Source organism: Streptomyces sp. CT34, assembly GCF_000805335.1.
Classification (GTDB): Bacteria; Actinomycetota; Actinomycetes; order Streptomycetales; family Streptomycetaceae; genus Streptomyces.
This window is the reverse complement of record NZ_KN708638.1, coordinates 6,484,316-6,500,845: the sequence shown is the minus strand read 5'-3', so window position 1 is coordinate 6,500,845 and position 16,530 is coordinate 6,484,316. Positions and strand designations below refer to the sequence as shown.

11 protein-coding genes and 1 pseudogene are annotated in these 16,530 nt (G+C 73.8%); 6 read left to right on the top strand and 6 right to left on the bottom strand.

Annotated elements, in window-relative coordinates; all coding sequences use genetic code 11:
- Window positions 1-615, bottom strand: a complete 615-nt coding sequence (locus tag RZ84_RS28315) for a (2Fe-2S)-binding protein (RefSeq protein WP_043266932.1) — start codon at window positions 613-615, stop codon at window positions 1-3.
- Complete coding sequence (locus RZ84_RS28310; RefSeq protein ID WP_043266930.1) at window positions 606-1,493, bottom strand: FAD binding domain-containing protein; 888 nt, start codon at window positions 1,491-1,493, stop codon at window positions 606-608. Before RZ84_RS28310 ends, RZ84_RS28315 begins: the two co-directional genes overlap by 10 nt.
- Window positions 1,494-1,755: 262 nt before the next feature.
- On the opposite strand from RZ84_RS28310, the gene RZ84_RS28305 reads away from it, so the two are divergent.
- The 3 genes from RZ84_RS28305 (at window position 1,756) to RZ84_RS28295 (ending at window position 6,510) form a co-directional block, all read left to right on the top strand.
- On the top strand, window positions 1,756-3,477 hold the full coding sequence (locus RZ84_RS28305) for a PucR family transcriptional regulator (protein ID WP_043266928.1): 1,722 nt from the start codon (window positions 1,756-1,758) through the stop codon (window positions 3,475-3,477).
- 479 nt (window positions 3,478-3,956) lie between these two features.
- On the top strand, window positions 3,957-4,829 hold the full coding sequence (locus tag RZ84_RS28300; RefSeq protein WP_241777892.1) for a hypothetical protein: 873 nt from the start codon (window positions 3,957-3,959) through the stop codon (window positions 4,827-4,829).
- 814 nt (window positions 4,830-5,643) lie between these two features.
- Window positions 5,644-6,510, top strand: coding sequence for a hypothetical protein (locus tag RZ84_RS28295; RefSeq protein ID WP_043266925.1), 867 nt, complete (start codon window positions 5,644-5,646; stop codon window positions 6,508-6,510).
- A 159-nt stretch (window positions 6,511-6,669) separates the two neighbouring features.
- Here RZ84_RS28295 and RZ84_RS28290 read toward each other — a convergent pair whose 3' ends face one another.
- Window positions 6,670-7,437, bottom strand: coding sequence for a GntR family transcriptional regulator (locus RZ84_RS28290; protein ID WP_043266923.1), 768 nt, complete (start codon window positions 7,435-7,437; stop codon window positions 6,670-6,672).
- A gap of 129 nt (window positions 7,438-7,566) precedes the next feature.
- Here RZ84_RS28290 and RZ84_RS28285 point away from each other — a divergent pair, with 129 nt between their 5' ends.
- Together RZ84_RS28285 and RZ84_RS28280 are read left to right on the top strand one after the other, a co-directional pair.
- Window positions 7,567-8,406, top strand: a complete 840-nt coding sequence (locus tag RZ84_RS28285; RefSeq protein ID WP_043266920.1) for a (2Fe-2S)-binding protein — start codon at window positions 7,567-7,569, stop codon at window positions 8,404-8,406.
- A 204-nt stretch (window positions 8,407-8,610) separates the two neighbouring features.
- Complete coding sequence (locus tag RZ84_RS28280; RefSeq protein ID WP_043266918.1) at window positions 8,611-9,741, top strand: DUF2637 domain-containing protein; 1,131 nt, start codon at window positions 8,611-8,613, stop codon at window positions 9,739-9,741.
- Between the two features lie 40 nt (window positions 9,742-9,781).
- On the opposite strand, the gene RZ84_RS28275 is transcribed toward RZ84_RS28280, so the two are convergent.
- On the bottom strand, window positions 9,782-10,168 hold the full coding sequence (locus tag RZ84_RS28275) for an ATP-binding protein (protein ID WP_043271047.1): 387 nt from the start codon (window positions 10,166-10,168) through the stop codon (window positions 9,782-9,784).
- A 341-nt stretch (window positions 10,169-10,509) separates the two neighbouring features.
- Between RZ84_RS28275 and RZ84_RS28270 the strand changes: the two are divergent.
- Window positions 10,510-13,629 (top strand): annotated as a pseudogene (locus tag RZ84_RS28270) (glycoside hydrolase family 38 C-terminal domain-containing protein).
- Between the two features lie 45 nt (window positions 13,630-13,674).
- On the opposite strand, the gene RZ84_RS28265 reads toward RZ84_RS28270, so the two are convergent.
- Together RZ84_RS28265 and RZ84_RS41850 are read right to left on the bottom strand one after the other, a co-directional pair.
- Window positions 13,675-15,417, bottom strand: coding sequence for a pyruvate dehydrogenase (locus RZ84_RS28265; protein WP_043266917.1), 1,743 nt, complete (start codon window positions 15,415-15,417; stop codon window positions 13,675-13,677).
- A 163-nt stretch (window positions 15,418-15,580) separates the two neighbouring features.
- Window positions 15,581-16,459 (bottom strand): protein phosphatase 2C domain-containing protein, encoded by an 879-nt coding sequence (locus tag RZ84_RS41850; RefSeq protein WP_052230197.1) that lies wholly within the window; start codon window positions 16,457-16,459, stop codon window positions 15,581-15,583.
- Window positions 16,460-16,530 lie beyond the last annotated feature (71 nt).

Below are 16,530 nucleotides of genomic sequence, written 5' to 3'. Positions count from 1 at the left end.
TCAGGCCCCCTGTCCGGCGGTCCGGTTCTCGCCGCGGGCGGCGGCCAGCCGGACCGCGTCGAGGATCTTCTCGTAGCCCGTGCAGCGGCACAGGTTGCCCGACAGCGCCTCACGGATGTCGGCGTCCGACGGGGAGTCGTTGCGCTCCAGCAGCTCGTCGGCGGCGACCAGCAGGCCGGGGGTGCAGAAGCCGCACTGGACCGCGCCGGCGTCGATGAACGCCTGCTGGATCGGCGAGAGCGTCGCATGCGGGAGGGTGCCGTTCTCCCCGGTCTGCGAGTCCGCCGGCTTGGCCTGCCACTGCTTGGCGGCGTCCAGGCCGGTGCCGCAGGCCCCGGTGGCGCAGCCGCCGTGCTCGGCGCGCTGCCTGGCGTAGTCGGCCAGGCCCTCGACGGTCACCACCTCGCGGCCCTCGACCTGGCCGGCCGCGACCAGGCAGGAGCACACCGGCACACCGTCCAGGCGGACCGTGCAGGAGCCGCATTCACCCTGCTCGCAGGCGTTCTTGGAGCCCGGCAGGCCCAGCCGCTCGCGGAGGACGTACAGCAGGCTCTCGCCTTCCCAGACGTCGTCGGCCTGCTGCTCGCGGCCGTTGACGGTGAAGTTCACGCGCACTGTGCGCTCCTCTCGTGTCCGCGGTAGGACTCCCAGGTCCAGCCGAGGGTGCGGCGCGCCATGATGCCCACGGCGTGCCGGCGGTACTTGGCGCTGCCGCGCACGTCGTCGATCGGGTTGCAGGCGCCGGATGCCAGCTGGGCGAACTGCCTGGCGACGGACGGCGGGATGGGGTTGCCCGACTCCCAGAAGCCGCCCTCCTCCAGCGCCGCGGCGAGGAACTCCTCGGCCTCCCTGGCCCGTACGGGGGTGGGTGCCGCGGAGCCGATGCCGGTGCGGACCGTGCGGGTCTCGGGGTGCAGCGCGATACCGAAGGCGCACACCGCGATGACCATGGCGTTGCGGGTGCCGACCTTGGAGAACTGCTGCGGTCCGTCGGCCTTCGGCAGATGCACCGAGCGGATCAGCTCGTCGGGCGCCATCGCGTTGCGCTTGACGCCCACGTAGAACTCATCGATCGGGATCATCCGCCGGCCGCGCACCGACTCGACCTCGACCTCGCAGCCGGAGGCGAGCAGCGCGGGGTGCGCGTCACCGGCCGGCGAGGCGGTGCCGAGGTTGCCGCCGACGCCGCCGCGGTTGCGGATCTGCGGGGAGGCCACGGTGTGCGAGGCCAGAGCCAGGCCCGGGAGTTCGGCCCGCAGGTTCTCCATGATCTTGGTGTAGGGAACGGAGGCACCCAGGCGTACGGTCTTCTCTCCGACCTCCCACTCGCTCAGGTCACCGATGCGGTCCAGGTCGAGCAGGTACTCGGGGCGGCGGTGGTCGAAGTTGATCTCGACCATCACGTCCGTGCCGCCCGCGATGGGCACAGCGGTAGGGTGCTCTGCCTTGGCGGCGAGCGCCTCCTCCCAGCTGGCGGGGCGAAGGAAGTCCATGGGTGGCCTCTTCTACGAAATGGGGTCGTTCGCTGCTCATGGTGAGGACGGCGGGTCCTCGTCGCCATCGAGCCGTTCATGTCTTGTTAACGCGGTTGGGCTTAGTGAACGCGCACTGCCCCCACCCGGTGCAGTCACCGAAACCATGAAGCGGTTGGCTGGCCACGGCGCCCGTCTTGTAGATTCGAACGAAAGACGAGGAATCAAAACCTCGCGGCATTCCACCGGCAACACGAGACAGCAAAGAACGGCGGGCGAGGTCATGCGGCTCCGCGCACTCCTGGACACACATTCTCTGGGCCTCCGGCTCCTCGGGGGCGAGGATGAGCTGGACCGCACCGTCCGTGGCGTGATGACCACCGACCTGCGGGATCCCAGCCGTTATCTCTCCGGCGGTGAGCTGGTGCTCACCGGCCTGGCCTGGCGCCGTGAACCGGAGGACTCCGAGCGGTTCGTCCGCATCCTGGCCGCCGCCGGGGTCGCCGGACTCGCGGCCGGCGAGGCCGAGCTCGGGGCGATCCCCGACGACCTGGTACAGGCCTGCCGCCGGCACCGCCTGCCGCTCTTCTCGGTCGTCGAGGACGTCTCGTTCGCCTCCATCACCGAGCATGTCGTCCGGCAGGTCTCCAGCGAGCGGGCCGGCGATCTGGCCGCCGTGGTGGACCGGCACCGGCGCCTGATGACGTCCGGTCCGGCCGGCGGCGGCCCCGAGGTCGTCCTGGACCTGCTCGGCTCCGACCTCGACCTGCGGGCCTGGGTGCTCTCCCCCACCGGCCGCCAGATCGCCGGCTCGACGCTCGCCGACTCCGGGCCCGAGCTGCCGGCGGAGCTGGGCGCCCGGCTCGCGGGGGAGCATCTGGCCGCCGCCCGCACCGGCCGCCGCGGCCCCCACCGGGTCACGATCGAGGGGGGCGGCGCGCAGCGCCTCGATGAGGGGCGGGGGTCGGGCGACGGGCCGGGAGGAGCCACGTACTCCCTTTTCCCGATCCGCTACGAGGGCCGCGACCTGCGCCAGACGCTGCTCAGCGACTGGCTGCTGGCCGTCGAGGCGGACGCCGGCGACTGGCCCGAGGAGCGTCTCGACCTGCTGCACGGCGTCACCCAGCTGATCGCCGTCGAGCGCGACCGCCGCGACGCCGCCCGCACGGTCCGCCGACGGCTCGCCCAGGAGGTCCTGGAGCTGGTCCAGACCGGCGCGCCGCCCGCCGAGATCGCCGCCCGGCTCCGGGTGGCGGCGCCGGTGCTGCTCCCCGGGCTGGGCACCGCCCCGCACTGGCAGATCGTGGTGGCCCGGGTCGAATGGGAGGGCGGCGACGTCCCCGGCGGCCCGGTGGCCCAGAGCCTCCTGGAGGAGGTGCTGGTCGACCCCGGCACCTTCGGCCCCGAGCCCTCCGACCGGATCGCGGTCGCCCACACCGGCGACGAGGCGGTGGCCCTGGTCCCGCTGCCGGCCGTCCCGGACGAGTCCACGGACGGCACCTCGGCGGACGGCCTGCACGCCGACGCCCTGCTCCGCGTCGTCCAGGACCCGCTCAGCCGCGGCCTGGACGGCGACGGCCGCCTCACGATCGGCGTCAGCGCCTCCGTGCACTCCGCCGAGGGCCTGCGCGGCGCCCTGGAGGAGGCCCGGCACGCCCGCCGGGTCGCCGCCGCCCGCCCCGGCCGGGTCTGCGCCGCCGGCCACGAGGAGCTCGCCTCCCACGTCCTGCTGCTGCCCTTCGTCCCCGACGACGTCCGGCGCGCCTTCACCGCCCGCCTCCTGGACCCGCTGCGCGACTACGACCGCCGCCACCGCGCCGAACTGATCCCCACCCTGGAGGCGTTCCTCGACTGCGACGGCTCCTGGACCCGCTGCGCCACCCGCCTCCACCTGCACGTCAACACCCTCCGCTACCGCGTGGGCCGCATCGAGCAGCTGACCGGCCGCGACCTGTCCCGCCTGGAGGACAAGCTGGACTTCTTCCTGGCCCTCCGGATGAGCTGACGGCGGGGCGGAGCGCCGGCCCGGCACCTGCGCAGCCGCGCCGGCCGACGGTCGCCGAGACCCCGCCCCGTACGGCTCCCGTACCGGAGGCTCCCGTACCGGAAGACGGTCGCCGACGCCCGCCGCGTACGAGCCCGTGACGCCGGGGGCGGGCGAGTGCCGGGGCGCCGGTGCGCACGCCCGCCCCGCCCCCGTATCCGGCCCGCCCCGTACGCATCCGCCCCCCTCCGCGTTCCCATCCGCCCCTATCCGCCATTCGAGGTACCACGATCGGGCGGCGTCGCGTCGACGGCCATCGCGCACCGGTCGGCTGCCGCGTGCCAGGCCACGGCCGATCAGCCTCCCGGAAGCCGCCGCGGCGGCTCCTCAGCCGATTGTGAAATCATTCACCCACCCCCTTGGCCCGGTACCGGAATTCGTGCTGAGATTCGCCCACTGCATCCGAATTCCCGCTCAACGGCGCGCTCGGGGAGGGCAATGTGGCGGATACCGCCATGTCAGGATCCGCGGATTCAGCGGATTCCCTCAGGTCCGCGGACCTGGTACCGGCCCAGGTGCCAGGACCGGCATCCGCACCGGTGCCACCAGCAGCAGCCAGAACGGTCGAGGGGGAAGACCCCCTCGACCGCGCCGTTTGGCGGCTGCGCTCCCGCGGCTGCTGGCACGACGCGGCCGTACTCCTGGAACCGCACGCCGCCCACCACGCCCCCGCCGCGCTGCGCCGCGCCGCGCTCCTCGTCGAGCGCTGCATGTTCACGGCCACCGGCTGGGCCGAGGCCGAGGACGCGCTCCGCGCCGCGGAGGCACTGGCCGGCGACGACGAGGAACGCGGCGACGCGGCCTGTGAACGCGGCCATCTCGCCTACGCCGCAACGGTGTTGGGCGTACGCGACCGCGCCGACGAAGCCCGTTCGGCACTGGGCAGGGCCGCCGCGCTGCTCGCCCCGGCGGCGGCCGGCCGGCCGCTGCTGGACTTCCGGCGCGGGCTGATGGCCGAGCACATCGCCGACAGCCCGGACGCGGCCCGCGCCGCCTACCGCCGCGCGCACGCCGGTGCCACCGCGCACGGCGACGTCCTGCTGCTGTCCTTCACCTGGCGCCATCTGGCCGGACTCGCGCTGCGCGACGGGGAGTTGACGGAGGCCCGGCACGGCTTCGCCGAGTCCCTGCGGATCCGTGAGGAACTGGGCTTCCTCGTCGGTACCGCCCCGGCCCTGGCCGCCCTGGCCGACGCCGCCCCGGACGACGAGGCCGCCCGCCTCCGCACCGAGGCCGCCCGCCTCTTCCGCCTCATGGGCGGCGTCCCCACCTGGCTCGCCGACCAACTCCCCCCGGAGCCAACGGACTCGTAGCCCCCGGTCGGTCCGCACATCGGCCCCGACCCACGCCCGGCCATGCGGGCAGATGCGGGGCCGCCCCTCCGGCCCACACACCCGGGCCGGCCCCTGGTCCCGTACCGTGGCTGTCCCCTGGCCCCCGTACCGTGGCCGCTCTGGCCCCCGTACCACTGGCCCCCGGGGGCTACGAACCTCACCACTACACCCGCCCACCCCCCGAAGGGGGGTGGGCGGCGGGGAAAAAACAGAAGGTACGGGTGGGCGGCGGGCCATACAGGCGGGCACCCCGCACCAAGCCCACGCACCCCACCCGCACCCGCACCCGCACCCGCACCAAGCCCACGCTGCGTACGGCGCGTACGCCCCCCGCCCCGCACCCGGGCGCCTCAGCCCCGACGCACCCCCAGGCACCCCGCCCCCCAACGCCAGCCCCCCCGCACATGCACACCGGTAACCCCAGCCCCGCCCCACACCCCCGGGCCCCGACCCCGGCCCCACACCCGCGGAGCCGCACCCCCGAGCCACGCCGGCCGCGCCCCCAACCCCCGCCTGTACAGCCAGGCACCCCGCCCCCGTCAACCCCCCGCCATCGGCCATGCCGCCCGTCGGCGCGATTGGCCGGATGCTTGCGGTGGCGGCGGGGGATCGGCCGGGCCACGATGGATGGTGCCGGTGCGCGGGCCGCGGACCGGACGTAGCTCCGCGTCCCAGGGGCCCCGAGAATGGCCGCAAGTCGCACTGTGACGCGGCGGCGCGGCCTGGATGCTGGTCCGGGACCAGCTCCCTACGGCAGAGATGCCTTGGCAGGAGGCCGACCGTGGCACCAGGAGTGACCCACACCACCGCTGGAACCGACTGGGGCAAGGCGGATTTCGAGGCGATCTACAACTGCCCTGATCCGCGCCGGTACTTCAGCACGCTGCAACCCCTGGAGTACCAGATTCCGCACCACGGCCAGGCGGTGTTCCGCGCCGTCGCCGAAACCCTTCAGCGCCGGCGCAGCGACCGGCCACCGCTCCGCGTCGTCGACCTCTGCTGCTCATACGGGGTCAACGCCGCACTGCTCAACTACGAGATCGTCCTCGACGACCTCTACCAGCACTACACCGCGCCCGCCCAGCAGGCGCTGACAAGCAGTCAACTCGCCCGCGACGACCGCAGGTTCTTCGCCACCCGCCGCCGCCCCGACGCGGCCCGGGTGATCGGCATCGACGCGGCGGACCGCGCGGTCGACTACGCCCGGTCGGTCGGCCTGATCGACCACGGCTTCCCGGAGAACCTGGAGCGCGACGCGCCCAGCCCCGCACTGCGCCGCGCCCTCGACGGCATCGACCTGATCACCGTCACCGGCGGCGTCGGCTACATCACCGCGCGCACCTTCGCCCAGCTCTTCGACTGCGTCACCGCGCCGCCCTGGGTCGTCGCGTTCGTGCTGCGTACGGTGTCCTACCGGCCGATCTCCACGCTGCTGTCCCGCGCCGGCCTGGTCACGGAGAAGGTCACCACCCGTACGTTCCGCCAGCGGCGGTTCGCCGACGGCGACGAACGGCGGGCGGCCTTCGACGCGCTGGCAGCGCGCGGGCTGTCCGTCACCGGCAAGGAGTCCGACGGCTTCTACCACGCCGACCTGTACGTCTCCCGGCCCGCCGGCGACGTCGCGGACCTGCCGCTGGTGGACTTGCTGCCCTCCGTCTGACCCCGCGCCGTCGGGCCGGCTGCCGTACGCCGCCCGGCACACCGCGGCCGCGGCCGCACGGCCGGCGCGCGCCGCGTCCGGGACCCGTGATCATCAGCCCGCCGCGGACGGATGCCCGCCCACTCCGGTAGCCGCTCCCGCCCTGCCCGCCTGAGCTTCTCAGTGCAGGTGCCGGGCCGCCGACAGGTGCTCTCGGGCGATCCGTTCGGCGACCGCGTATTCCTGGGCGATCAGTGCGTCGAGCAGGGCCGTGTGCTCGGAGGCGTCGGCCAGCAGATCGGCCGTACGGCGCCGGGTGCCGCCGGCCGGCCACTGGGCGCGGCGCAGCAGTTCGCCGGTGACCTGGGTGAGCCGGCGGTTGCCGGTGAGGGCGATCAGGGCCTGGTGGAAGGCGTGGTCGGCATCGGCGTAGCCGGCCCGGTCGCCGTGGGCGGCGGCGGTGACGCCGGCCTCGGCGAGCGGGCGCAGCTCCTCCCACCGCTCCGGCGGGACCGCCCTGGCCAGCCGGACGATCGCCGGCACCTCCAGCATGGTGCGGACCTCGGCGAGCTCCGCGAGGTCGCGGGCGCTGCGCTCGCAGACCCGGAAGCCGCGGTTGGGGACGATCTCGACGGCGCCTTCCCCGGCGAGCTGCTGCATGGCCTCGCGTACCGGGGTCGCGGAGACGCCGTACCGCTCGGCGAGTACCGGCGCCGAGTAGACCTCGCCGGCGACCAGCTCGCCCGCGGTCAGGGCCTGGCGCAGCGCCGCCAGGATCTGACCGCGGACCGAGTGGCGCTGCGGTCGCTGCCGCGGCACCTGCGGTCCGGGCGTGGCCGGCCGGGGGCCGTCGTCACCGCCCCGGGCGTCGTGCGGCACGGCGGAGGCGGCCTGCGCGGGCAGCCAGGCCGAGGTGTGCGGCTGCTCCTCCGCTGTGCCCTGCTCCATGACGGTTCCTCCTGACGGTTCCCAGCACCATAAGCGGCCGAGGCACCGGTTCACGACTCCGAGGCGCGGGCAGGGATTTCGGATAAGGTAAGCCTTACCTGCTAACGATCGCGATTCGGTGGTCCCCCCATGACTTCTGCCCTCGCCGCCGTGCCCGCTCTCCACCCCCTCGAGGACGCCTACGCCCGGCTCACCGACGTGTTCCCCGCGCTGCGGGTGACCATGTGGGACGCGGCACCACCGGACGGCGACGGCTGGGTGAGCGCGGCCGGACTGGCCGCGGGCGGTGCGGAGCTGGACTCCTTCCTCTCCTGGGACGACGCGCAGATCCAGCGGGACCACGGGCAGCGCGCCCGCCCCGACGTCGTCGCGAGCTTCGCGCTGCACCGCTACGCCTGGCCCGCCTGCCTGCTGATCACCGTCCCGTGGTTCCTGCACCGCCGGGTGCCGCGGCCGGCGCTTCAGGACGTCCGCTTCCAGCGGGCGCTGGGCCGGATGGCGGTACGCGTCAGCTCGTTCGGGTGCCTTCCTGACGACCCCGCGGCGGAGCTGTCCGGCGCCCGCGTGGTGGCGGACGAAGAGGCCCTGCGCGCCGAGGTGCGGGCGGCGGTGGCCGAGCACCTGGGGCCCGTGCTCGACGGTTTCCGCACCCGGATGCGGCGCGGGCCGCGGGCGCTGTGGGGGATGGCGTCCGACGAGATCGTCGAGGGGCTCTGGTACGTCGGCCATCTGCTGGGCGAGGAGCGGCGCGCGGTGGCCGAGTTGACGCGGCTGCTGCCGGGGGACACCGCCCCGTACGTGGGGAGCGCCGCGTTCCGCGAGCTGACCGGGCCGGACGGCGAGGCGCTGCCGACGCGGGACCGGGCGAGCTGCTGCATGTTCTACACGCTGCGCCCCGAGGACACCTGCGTCACCTGTCCGCGCACCGGCGACGCGGACCGCATCCGGCGCCTCACGGCAACCGCCTGATCCGCACGCCGCTCGAAAAGATGGTATGAATTCGCACGCAACACACCCCATCTGAAAGGGAGTTCGACGCCACGGACGTCCAACTGCCCACTCCGGCACCCCTTGGCGTCCTCTTGCTCCGAAACCCCCTGGGAGCGGGGCCGTTTCCGCCAGGATGGCGCGCGAATCCGCGCACGCGCGGCAACGTGAAGCAAGGGACCTGGAATGAAAATGACCGATATATCGCTTAATTGGCTGATTCCAGCCGTTCTGCTGCTCGCCGGTGCCATGGCGACCACCGTCGTCCTGCTGCGCGGCAAACGCGCCGGGGAAGGCACCGGCGAAGACTCCTGGGAGCGCAGCGAGGAGCGCCGCCGCCGCAAGGAAGCCGTCTTCGCCTCGGCCTCCTATCTCCTGCTGTTCTGCTGCGCCGCGGTCGCCGCGGCGCTCTCCTTCCACGGACTGGTCGGCTTCGGCGTGCAGAACCTGGGCCTCACCGGCGGCTGGGAGTACCTGGTGCCGTTCGGCCTCGACGGCGCGGCGATGTTCTGCTCGGTACTGGCGGTGCGCGAGGCCAGCCACGGTGACGCGGCGCTCGGCTCCCGGATGCTGGTGTGGACGTTCGCGGGCGCCGCAGCCTGGTTCAACTGGGTGCACGCGCCGCGCGGCATGGACCACGCGGGCGCACCGCAGTTCTTCGCCGGCATGTCGCTGTCGGCCGCGGTCCTCTTCGACCGGGCGCTGAAGCAGACCCGCCGGGCGGCGCTGCGCGAGCAGGGTCTGGTGCCCCGCCCGCTCCCGCAGATCCGGATCGTGCGCTGGCTGCGGGCCCCGCGTGAGACCTTCGCGGCCTGGTCGCTGATGCTGCTGGAGGGCGTACGGACGCTGGACGAGGCGGTCGAGGAAGTCCGCGAGGACAAGCGGGAGAAGGAGCAGAACCGGCTCCGCAGGCGCGAGCAGGGCAAGCTCGACCGGGCCCGTATAAGGGCGCTCAACCGGCAGCACCGCTCCTGGGGCATCGGCCGCACCGGCCAGCGCCCGCTGGCGGTGACCGCGGGGCCGCAGACCTCGGCGCAGGTGTCCGGGAAGGCCGTCACGGAAGCGGGGCGGGAGACTGCGGGCGCGCACGCCGGCCCGGAATCCGCCATAGCCGGCGACCCGATGACACTGCTGCAAGGGGACCCGCCAAAGCGCTCCCGCCCGGCCCTCAAGGCCGTCACCGGCGCTGACGCCGCCGACGCCGTGCCCGGACGACGTACGACCGTGGATCTCACCGCCGAGGACGACACACAGGCGCTGCCGCGACTGGACTCGCTGGAAGAGAAACTCGCCGAGATCGAACGGCAATTCGGGTGAGTGGTGGCGGACCGCGCCGACCGTCACCCCCGCTTCCGCGTCAGGCCGGTCCGCCGCCCAACTCGAACCACACACACTTGCCGGCGCCCTCGGACCGGATGCCCCACGCATCCGCCAACGAACGCACCAGCATCAGCCCCCTCCCTGACGTACCGTCAGTCGTGCCCGCCCGCGGCTCCGGGCGCCCCGCGGCGAAGTCCCGCACCTCCACCCGTAACCGGTCGGTGACCCGGGCCGTCACCACCGCCCCGCCGTCCGCGTGCACCAGGGCGTTGGTGACCAGTTCACTGACCAGCAGCGTCGCGACATCCGCGTCCGCCGCCTCGCTGCCGTCCGGCAGCGCCCACCGCCGCAGCAGCTGACGCAGCTCCCTGCGCACCTCGCCGACGGCCTTCAGATCGGCCTGCCGCACCTTGCGTTCCCATATTCCCGGCGCCCGGGTCGCGACCGCTCCGCCCCCGTTCCTCCCGGCCGTGTCCTGTCGTCTGTCCCGATCCTCGCGCCGCACAGGCTGACGCATGCTCTCCCCCGCCCCGGATGAACCTTCAGCGCTCTGTCTCGAACAGCCTCACGGTCAGCATTCCCACCCGGCCCGGCGCCATGCTTCCGCTTGCCGACCGCGACGCCGCCGCCGCGTCCGGGCGGCCCCGGACGGACGCCCCGCGCTCGCCACCGGCCCGCGAGTGGGTATGCCTCCGGTACGCCCGGAGCGCGCCCGGTCCGCGGGCCCGGCGCCGGGGCGCGTGCCGTACGAGGTGAGGAGCCGCTGTGCACGACGACCGACTGCTGGTGGAGGGGCGCCTGGAGCGGGCGCTGGGGCAGTTCATCCGGCCCGCGCAGTACGCCGCGCGCCGGCCGCTGCGGCTGGAGGTCTGGCACGCTCCCGGCGAACCGGTGCCCGTGGACGAGGCGTTGCGGGCCGCGTACGAGCCGTTCGCGGTCGGGGACGCCTGGGGGCCGCCGTGGTCGACGAGCTGGTTCCGGATGGCGGGCGAGGTGCCGCGGGAGTGGACGGGGCGCCGGGTGGAGGCCGTCATCGACCCCGGCTTCAGCGGCGACGGACCGGGGTTCCAGGCGGAGGGGCTGGTCCACGACGCCCGCGGCGTGCCGCTCAAGGGCATCCACCCGCGCAACCGGCACGTCCCCGTCGCCGCGCCCGCCGAGGGCGGCGAGGAGGTCCGGCTCCTCCTGGAGGCCGCCGCGAACCCGGCCGTGCTGCGGGACTTCCGTCCCACCGACCTCGGCGACCTGCGCACCGCACCAAGCCACCCCCTTTACCGCTTCGCGTCCGCGGAGCTCGCCGTGCTCGACGAGACCGTCTGGCAGCTGATCCTCGACATCGAGGTGCTGTCCGAGCTGATGCACGAACTGCCCGTCGACCGGACCCGCCGGCACGAGATCCTGCGGGCCCTGGAGAACATGCTGGACGCGGTCGATCTGCACGACGTCGGCGGTACGGCACAGGCCGGGCGGGCGGCGCTGGCCGGCGTCCTGGGCAGCCCGGCGCACGCCAGCGCGCACCGCGTCTCGGCGACCGGGCACGCCCATATCGACACCGCCTGGCTGTGGCCGCTGCGCGAAACGGTCCGCAAGGCCGCCCGCACCTTCGCCAATGTCACCCACCTCGCCGCCGAATACCCCGAGTTGGTCTTCGCCTGCTCCCAGGCGCAGCAGTACGCCTGGGTGAAGGAGCATCAACCGCACATCTGGTCCCGTATCAAGGAGGCGGTACGGAAGGGGAATTGGGTGCCGGTGGGATCGATGTGGGTGGAGTCCGACGCCAACATGCCCGGCGGCGAGGCGCTGGCCCGCCAGCTGACCCACGGGAAGCGCTTCTTCCTCGACGAGTTCGGCGTGGAGACCGAGGAGATCTGGCTGCCCGACTCCTTCGGCTACACCGCGGCCTTCCCGCAGCTCGCGCGGCTGGCCGGGGCGCGCTGGTTCCTCACCCAGAAGCTCTCCTGGAACCAGACGGACCGGATGCCGCACCACACCTTCTGGTGGGAGGGCATCGACGGCACCCGGATCTTCACCCACTTCCCGCCCGTCGACACCTACAACTCCCAACTGCACGGCCGCGAACTCGCCCACGCGGAACGCAACTTCGCCGACAAGGGCCGCGCCACCCGCTCCCTCGTCCCGTTCGGCTGGGGCGACGGCGGTGGCGGCCCCACCCGCGAGATGCTCGAACGGGCCCGCCGGCTGCGCTCGCTGGAGGGCTCCCCGCGCGTCACGGTCGAGCCGCCGGCGCACTTCTTCACGGCCGCCCACGAGGAGTACGGCGCGGCGGCCCCGGTCTGGTCGGGTGAGCTCTACCTCCAGTTCCACCGCGGCACCTACACGTCGCAGGCGAGGACCAAACAGGGAAATCGGCGGTGCGAACACCTGCTGCGGGAGGCCGAGTTGTGGGCCGCGACGGCGGCGGTCCGGTCCGCCGGGGAGCCCGGCGGGTCCTCGTACGACTACCCGTACGAGGCGCTGGACCGCCTCTGGAGGACCGTGCTCCTGCACCAGTTCCACGACATCCTGCCGGGCTCGTCGATCGCCTGGGTCCACCGTGAGGCGCGCGCCACCTACGCGGCGGTGGAGGCGGAGCTGACCGGCCTGATCGAGGAGGCGCTCGGGGCGCTCGCGGCGGGCCCGGACGCCGGGCAGGCCGGTCCGGCGGTCTTCAACGCCGCACCCTACGACCGGTACGAGATCATCGAGCCGGCCGACGGCCCGGATGCCGAGGCCGTCGCCGTCCACGTGCCCGCCCTGGGCTCCGCCCCCGTCCCGCCGGCCGCCGCCGGCGCCCCCTCCCCCGTCCGCACCCGCGCCGGCGCCCGCCACTTCACCCTCGACAACGGGCAGCTGCGGGTGGACATCGACACCGACGGCCTGCTGGCCTCCGTATGCGATCTCGCCACCGGGCGCGAGGTGCTGGCGCCCGGCGCGCGCGGCAACCTCCTCCAGCTGCACCCCGACCACCCCAACCGGTACGACGCCTGGGACCTCGACCGGCACTACCGCAACCGCCACACCGATCTCACCGACGCCGACTCCGTCGAGCTGCTCACGGCCGGGCCGCTCGCCGCCACCGTGCGGGTGACCCGGACCTTCGGCGACTCCCGCGTCACCCAGGACCTCACCCTGCGGGCCGGATCGCGCCGTCTGGACATCGCCACCGACATCGACTGGCACGAGTCGGAGAAGGTCCTCAAGGCCGCCTTCCCCCTGGACATGCACGCCGAACGGTCCACCGCCGAGATCCAGTTCGGGCATGTGCACCGCCCCACCCACACCAACACCAGCTGAGACGCGGCCCGTTTCGAGATCTGCGCCCACCGCTGGCTGCACGTCGCCGAGCCCGGCTACGGCGTGGCGCTCCTCAACGACTCGACCTACGGCCATGACGTCACCCGCACCCCCCATGACCAGGGCCTCGGCACGACCGTACGGCTCACCCTGCTGCGCGCCCCGCACAGCCCCGACCCGGAGACCGACCAGGGCCGCCACCGGTTCCGCTACGCGCTGCTCCCCGGCGCCGCGGTCGGCGAGGCGATCGCCGAGGGACTGGCCCTCAACCTCCCCCTCCGGACCGCCACCGCACCCCCCGTCGCACCGCTGGTCCGCCTCGACCACCCCGCCCTCACCGTCGAGTCGGTCAAGCTCGCGGACGACCGCAGCGGCGATGTGATCGTCCGCCTCTACGAATCCCACGGCGGTCGCGCGACCGGCACCCTCTCCCCCGGCTTCCCACTCGACCGCGCCACCGTCACCGACCTGCTGGAACGCCCGGTCCACGACGAGAACGCCGGCCCGACATCGGACCTCACCGTCACCCTGCGCCCGTTCCAGATCCTCACCCTGCGGCTGCGCCCGCAGCACCGCCGCCCCTCACCCTGACCCCGCACCCGGCACCCGGCACCCGGCACCCGCGCCCCAACTCCCTCACATCCGCGGGATGTTGCGGAGATTGGAGCGGGCCATCTGCACCATCCGGCCCACTCCCCCGGCCAGCACGATCTTGCCCGCGGAGAGCGCGAAGCCGGACACCATCTCGGCGCTGATCTTCGGCGGGATGGACAGCGCGTTGGGGTCGGTGACGACATCGACCAGCGCCGGCCCCCGGTGCCGGAACGCGTCGCGCAGCGCGCCGCGCAGCTGCTTGGGCCTCTCCACCCGTTCGCCGTGCGCCCCGGCCGCGCGGGCGATGGCCGCGAAGTCGGGGTTGCGGTTGGTCGTCCCGTACGACGGCAGACCGGAGACCATCATCTCCAACTCCACCATGCCGAGCGAGGAGTTGTTGAACAGCACGACCTTCACCGGCAGGTCGTACTGCACCAGCGTGAGGAAGTCGCCCATCAGCATGGCGAATCCGCCGTCGCCCGACATCGAGACGACCTGCCGGTCGCGGTCGAGGAACTGGGCCCCGACGGCCTGCGGCAGCGCGTTCGCCATCGAGCCGTGGGTGAACGAACCGATCACCCGCCGGCGCCCGTTGGGGCTCAGGTAGCGGGCCGCCCAGACGTTGCACATGCCCGTGTCGACGGTGAAGACCGCATCGTCCGCGGCCTCCTCGTCCAGGACCGACGCGACGTACTCGGGGTGGATCGGCACATGCTTCTCCACCTTGCGGGTGTACGCCTTGACCACCCCTTCCAGCGCGTCCGCGTGCTTCTTCAGCATCCGGTCGAGGAACCTGCGGTCGGTCTTCTCCCGGACCTTGGGGATCAGACAGCGCAGTGTCTCGCGGACATCGCCCCAGACGGCGAGATCGAGCTGGGAGCGTCGGCCGAGGTGCTCCGGCCGGACGTCCACCTGGACGATCGGCACGTCGTCGGGCAGGAAGGCGTTGTACGGGAAGTCCGTGCCCAGCAGGAGCAGCAGATCGCACTCGTGGGTGGCCTCGTAGGCGGCACCGTAGCCGAGCAGCCCGCTCATGCCGACGTCGTACGGGTTCTCGTACTGGATCCACTCCTTGCCCCGCAGCGCGTGCCCGACCGGGGACTTCACCCGCTCCGCGAACTCCATCACCTCGGCGTGCGCGCCCGCCGTGCCGCTGCCGCAGAACAGCGTGACCTTGCCGGCCCGGTCGACCATCCTGGCCAGCCGGTCGATCTCGTCGTCACCGGGACGGACCGAGGGGCGGCTGGTCACCAGCGCGTGCTCGATCGCACGCTCCGGAGCCGGTTGGGCGGCGATGTCGCCGGGGAGCGAGACGACCGAGACCCCGCTCCGCCCGATGGCGTGCTGGATCGCGGTCTGGAGCACCCGCGGCATCTGCCTGCCGCTGGAGATCAGCTCGCTGTAGTGGCTGCACTCGGCGAACAGCCGGTCCGGGTGCGTCTCCTGGAAGAAGCCGCTGCCGATCTCGCTGGACGGGATGTGCGAGGCCAGGGCCAGCACCGGCGCCATGGACCGGTGCGCGTCGTAGAGCCCGTTGATCAGATGCAGGTTGCCCGGCCCGCAGGACCCCGCGCAGGCCGCCAGCTTCCCGGTGAGCTGCGCCTCCGCACCGGCGGCGAACGCGGCGGCCTCCTCGTGCCGGACCTGGATCCAGTCGATGCCGGAGTGCCGGCGGATGGCGTCCACCACCGGATTCAGACTGTCTCCGACGACACCGTAGAGCCGCCGTACGCCTGCGCGGACCAGGATGTCGATGAACTGCTCGGCTACGGTCTGCTTGGCCATGTAGGGGAACTCCTCGGGTCGGCCGGTGCCTGTCCGACGGCTGGGTCGCGCTCCTCTCGGCTGTCGGCCGGGGCGCGCTTCCATCAACCCATGGGGTGGCGGGGTTCGCCTCTGGGGACGGGCGGTGGGGCGGGGCTCCGCGGCGCCCCCCCGCCACGTCGTGTCAGCTCTCCCAGACACCCACGGCCGTGCGGTCCTCGGTATGGCCTGCGAGGGGTGTCTGGGTGTCGGTCAGGAAGTCCGTCAGTCCGGGTGGCCGGGGATCGGACCACCGGCCGGCGAGCCGGGCGGCGAAGCCGGGAGCGCCGTGCCAGGGGTCGGCCAGGCCGGGGGTGCAGAGCAGGAGCGTGTCCCCGGGGCGAGCGAGCGTGGCACGGAAGAGGAACGGGTCCGGACGGCCCGCGGTGCCGGGCCCGGACGGCGCGTGGCGGGCACGGCGAGCGCCGGGGGCACCGGGCGGGCCCGGAGCGGCGCCGGTGCCGGCGTCCGCCACCGGGGGCTCCAGGTCCCGCCAGGCGCCGTTGCGCAGCCGGAAGATGCCGCCCGCGCCCACGCCGAAGAACACCCGCGTACGGCAGCCGGGGGCGGCGGGCACCAGGAGGCAGCGCAGGGCGGCCGTGTACTCCTCGGGCGGCACGCCCAGTTCCGCCGCCCGGCCGCGCAACTGCCCGTACGTGCGGCCGGTGAGGCGCTGGAGTCCCGACGTGAGGGCGTCGCGGCGGTCGGCCCGGATGTCTTCCGCCAATCGGGTGGCGTTGCGGCCGCCCGCCCCGCCGATCCAGGCGCAGGCGTCGCGGGCGGCATGGTGGGCGTCCCGGCCGGCGGCCGGCAGGCCGGTGGCGACGGCCACCAGCAGCAGCGCGTCCCGGCCGGTGCCGAAGCGGGCGGTCAGCAGCGCGTCGCGGCGCAGCTCACCGTGTTCGCGGCCGGCGGCACCGCGCTGGGAGACGGCCCGGAGCGTGACGGACCCGTATCCGGCGCCGTCCAGCACGGTGTCGGGCGCCAGCGCGTCGAGCGCGTCCGGATCGGCGGCGGGGAGCACGAGAGCCGGCTCGGGGGCGGGCGCCGCAGGCTCCGAGGCGCGGGTGGGGGGCGCGGGTGACGGTGGGTCCG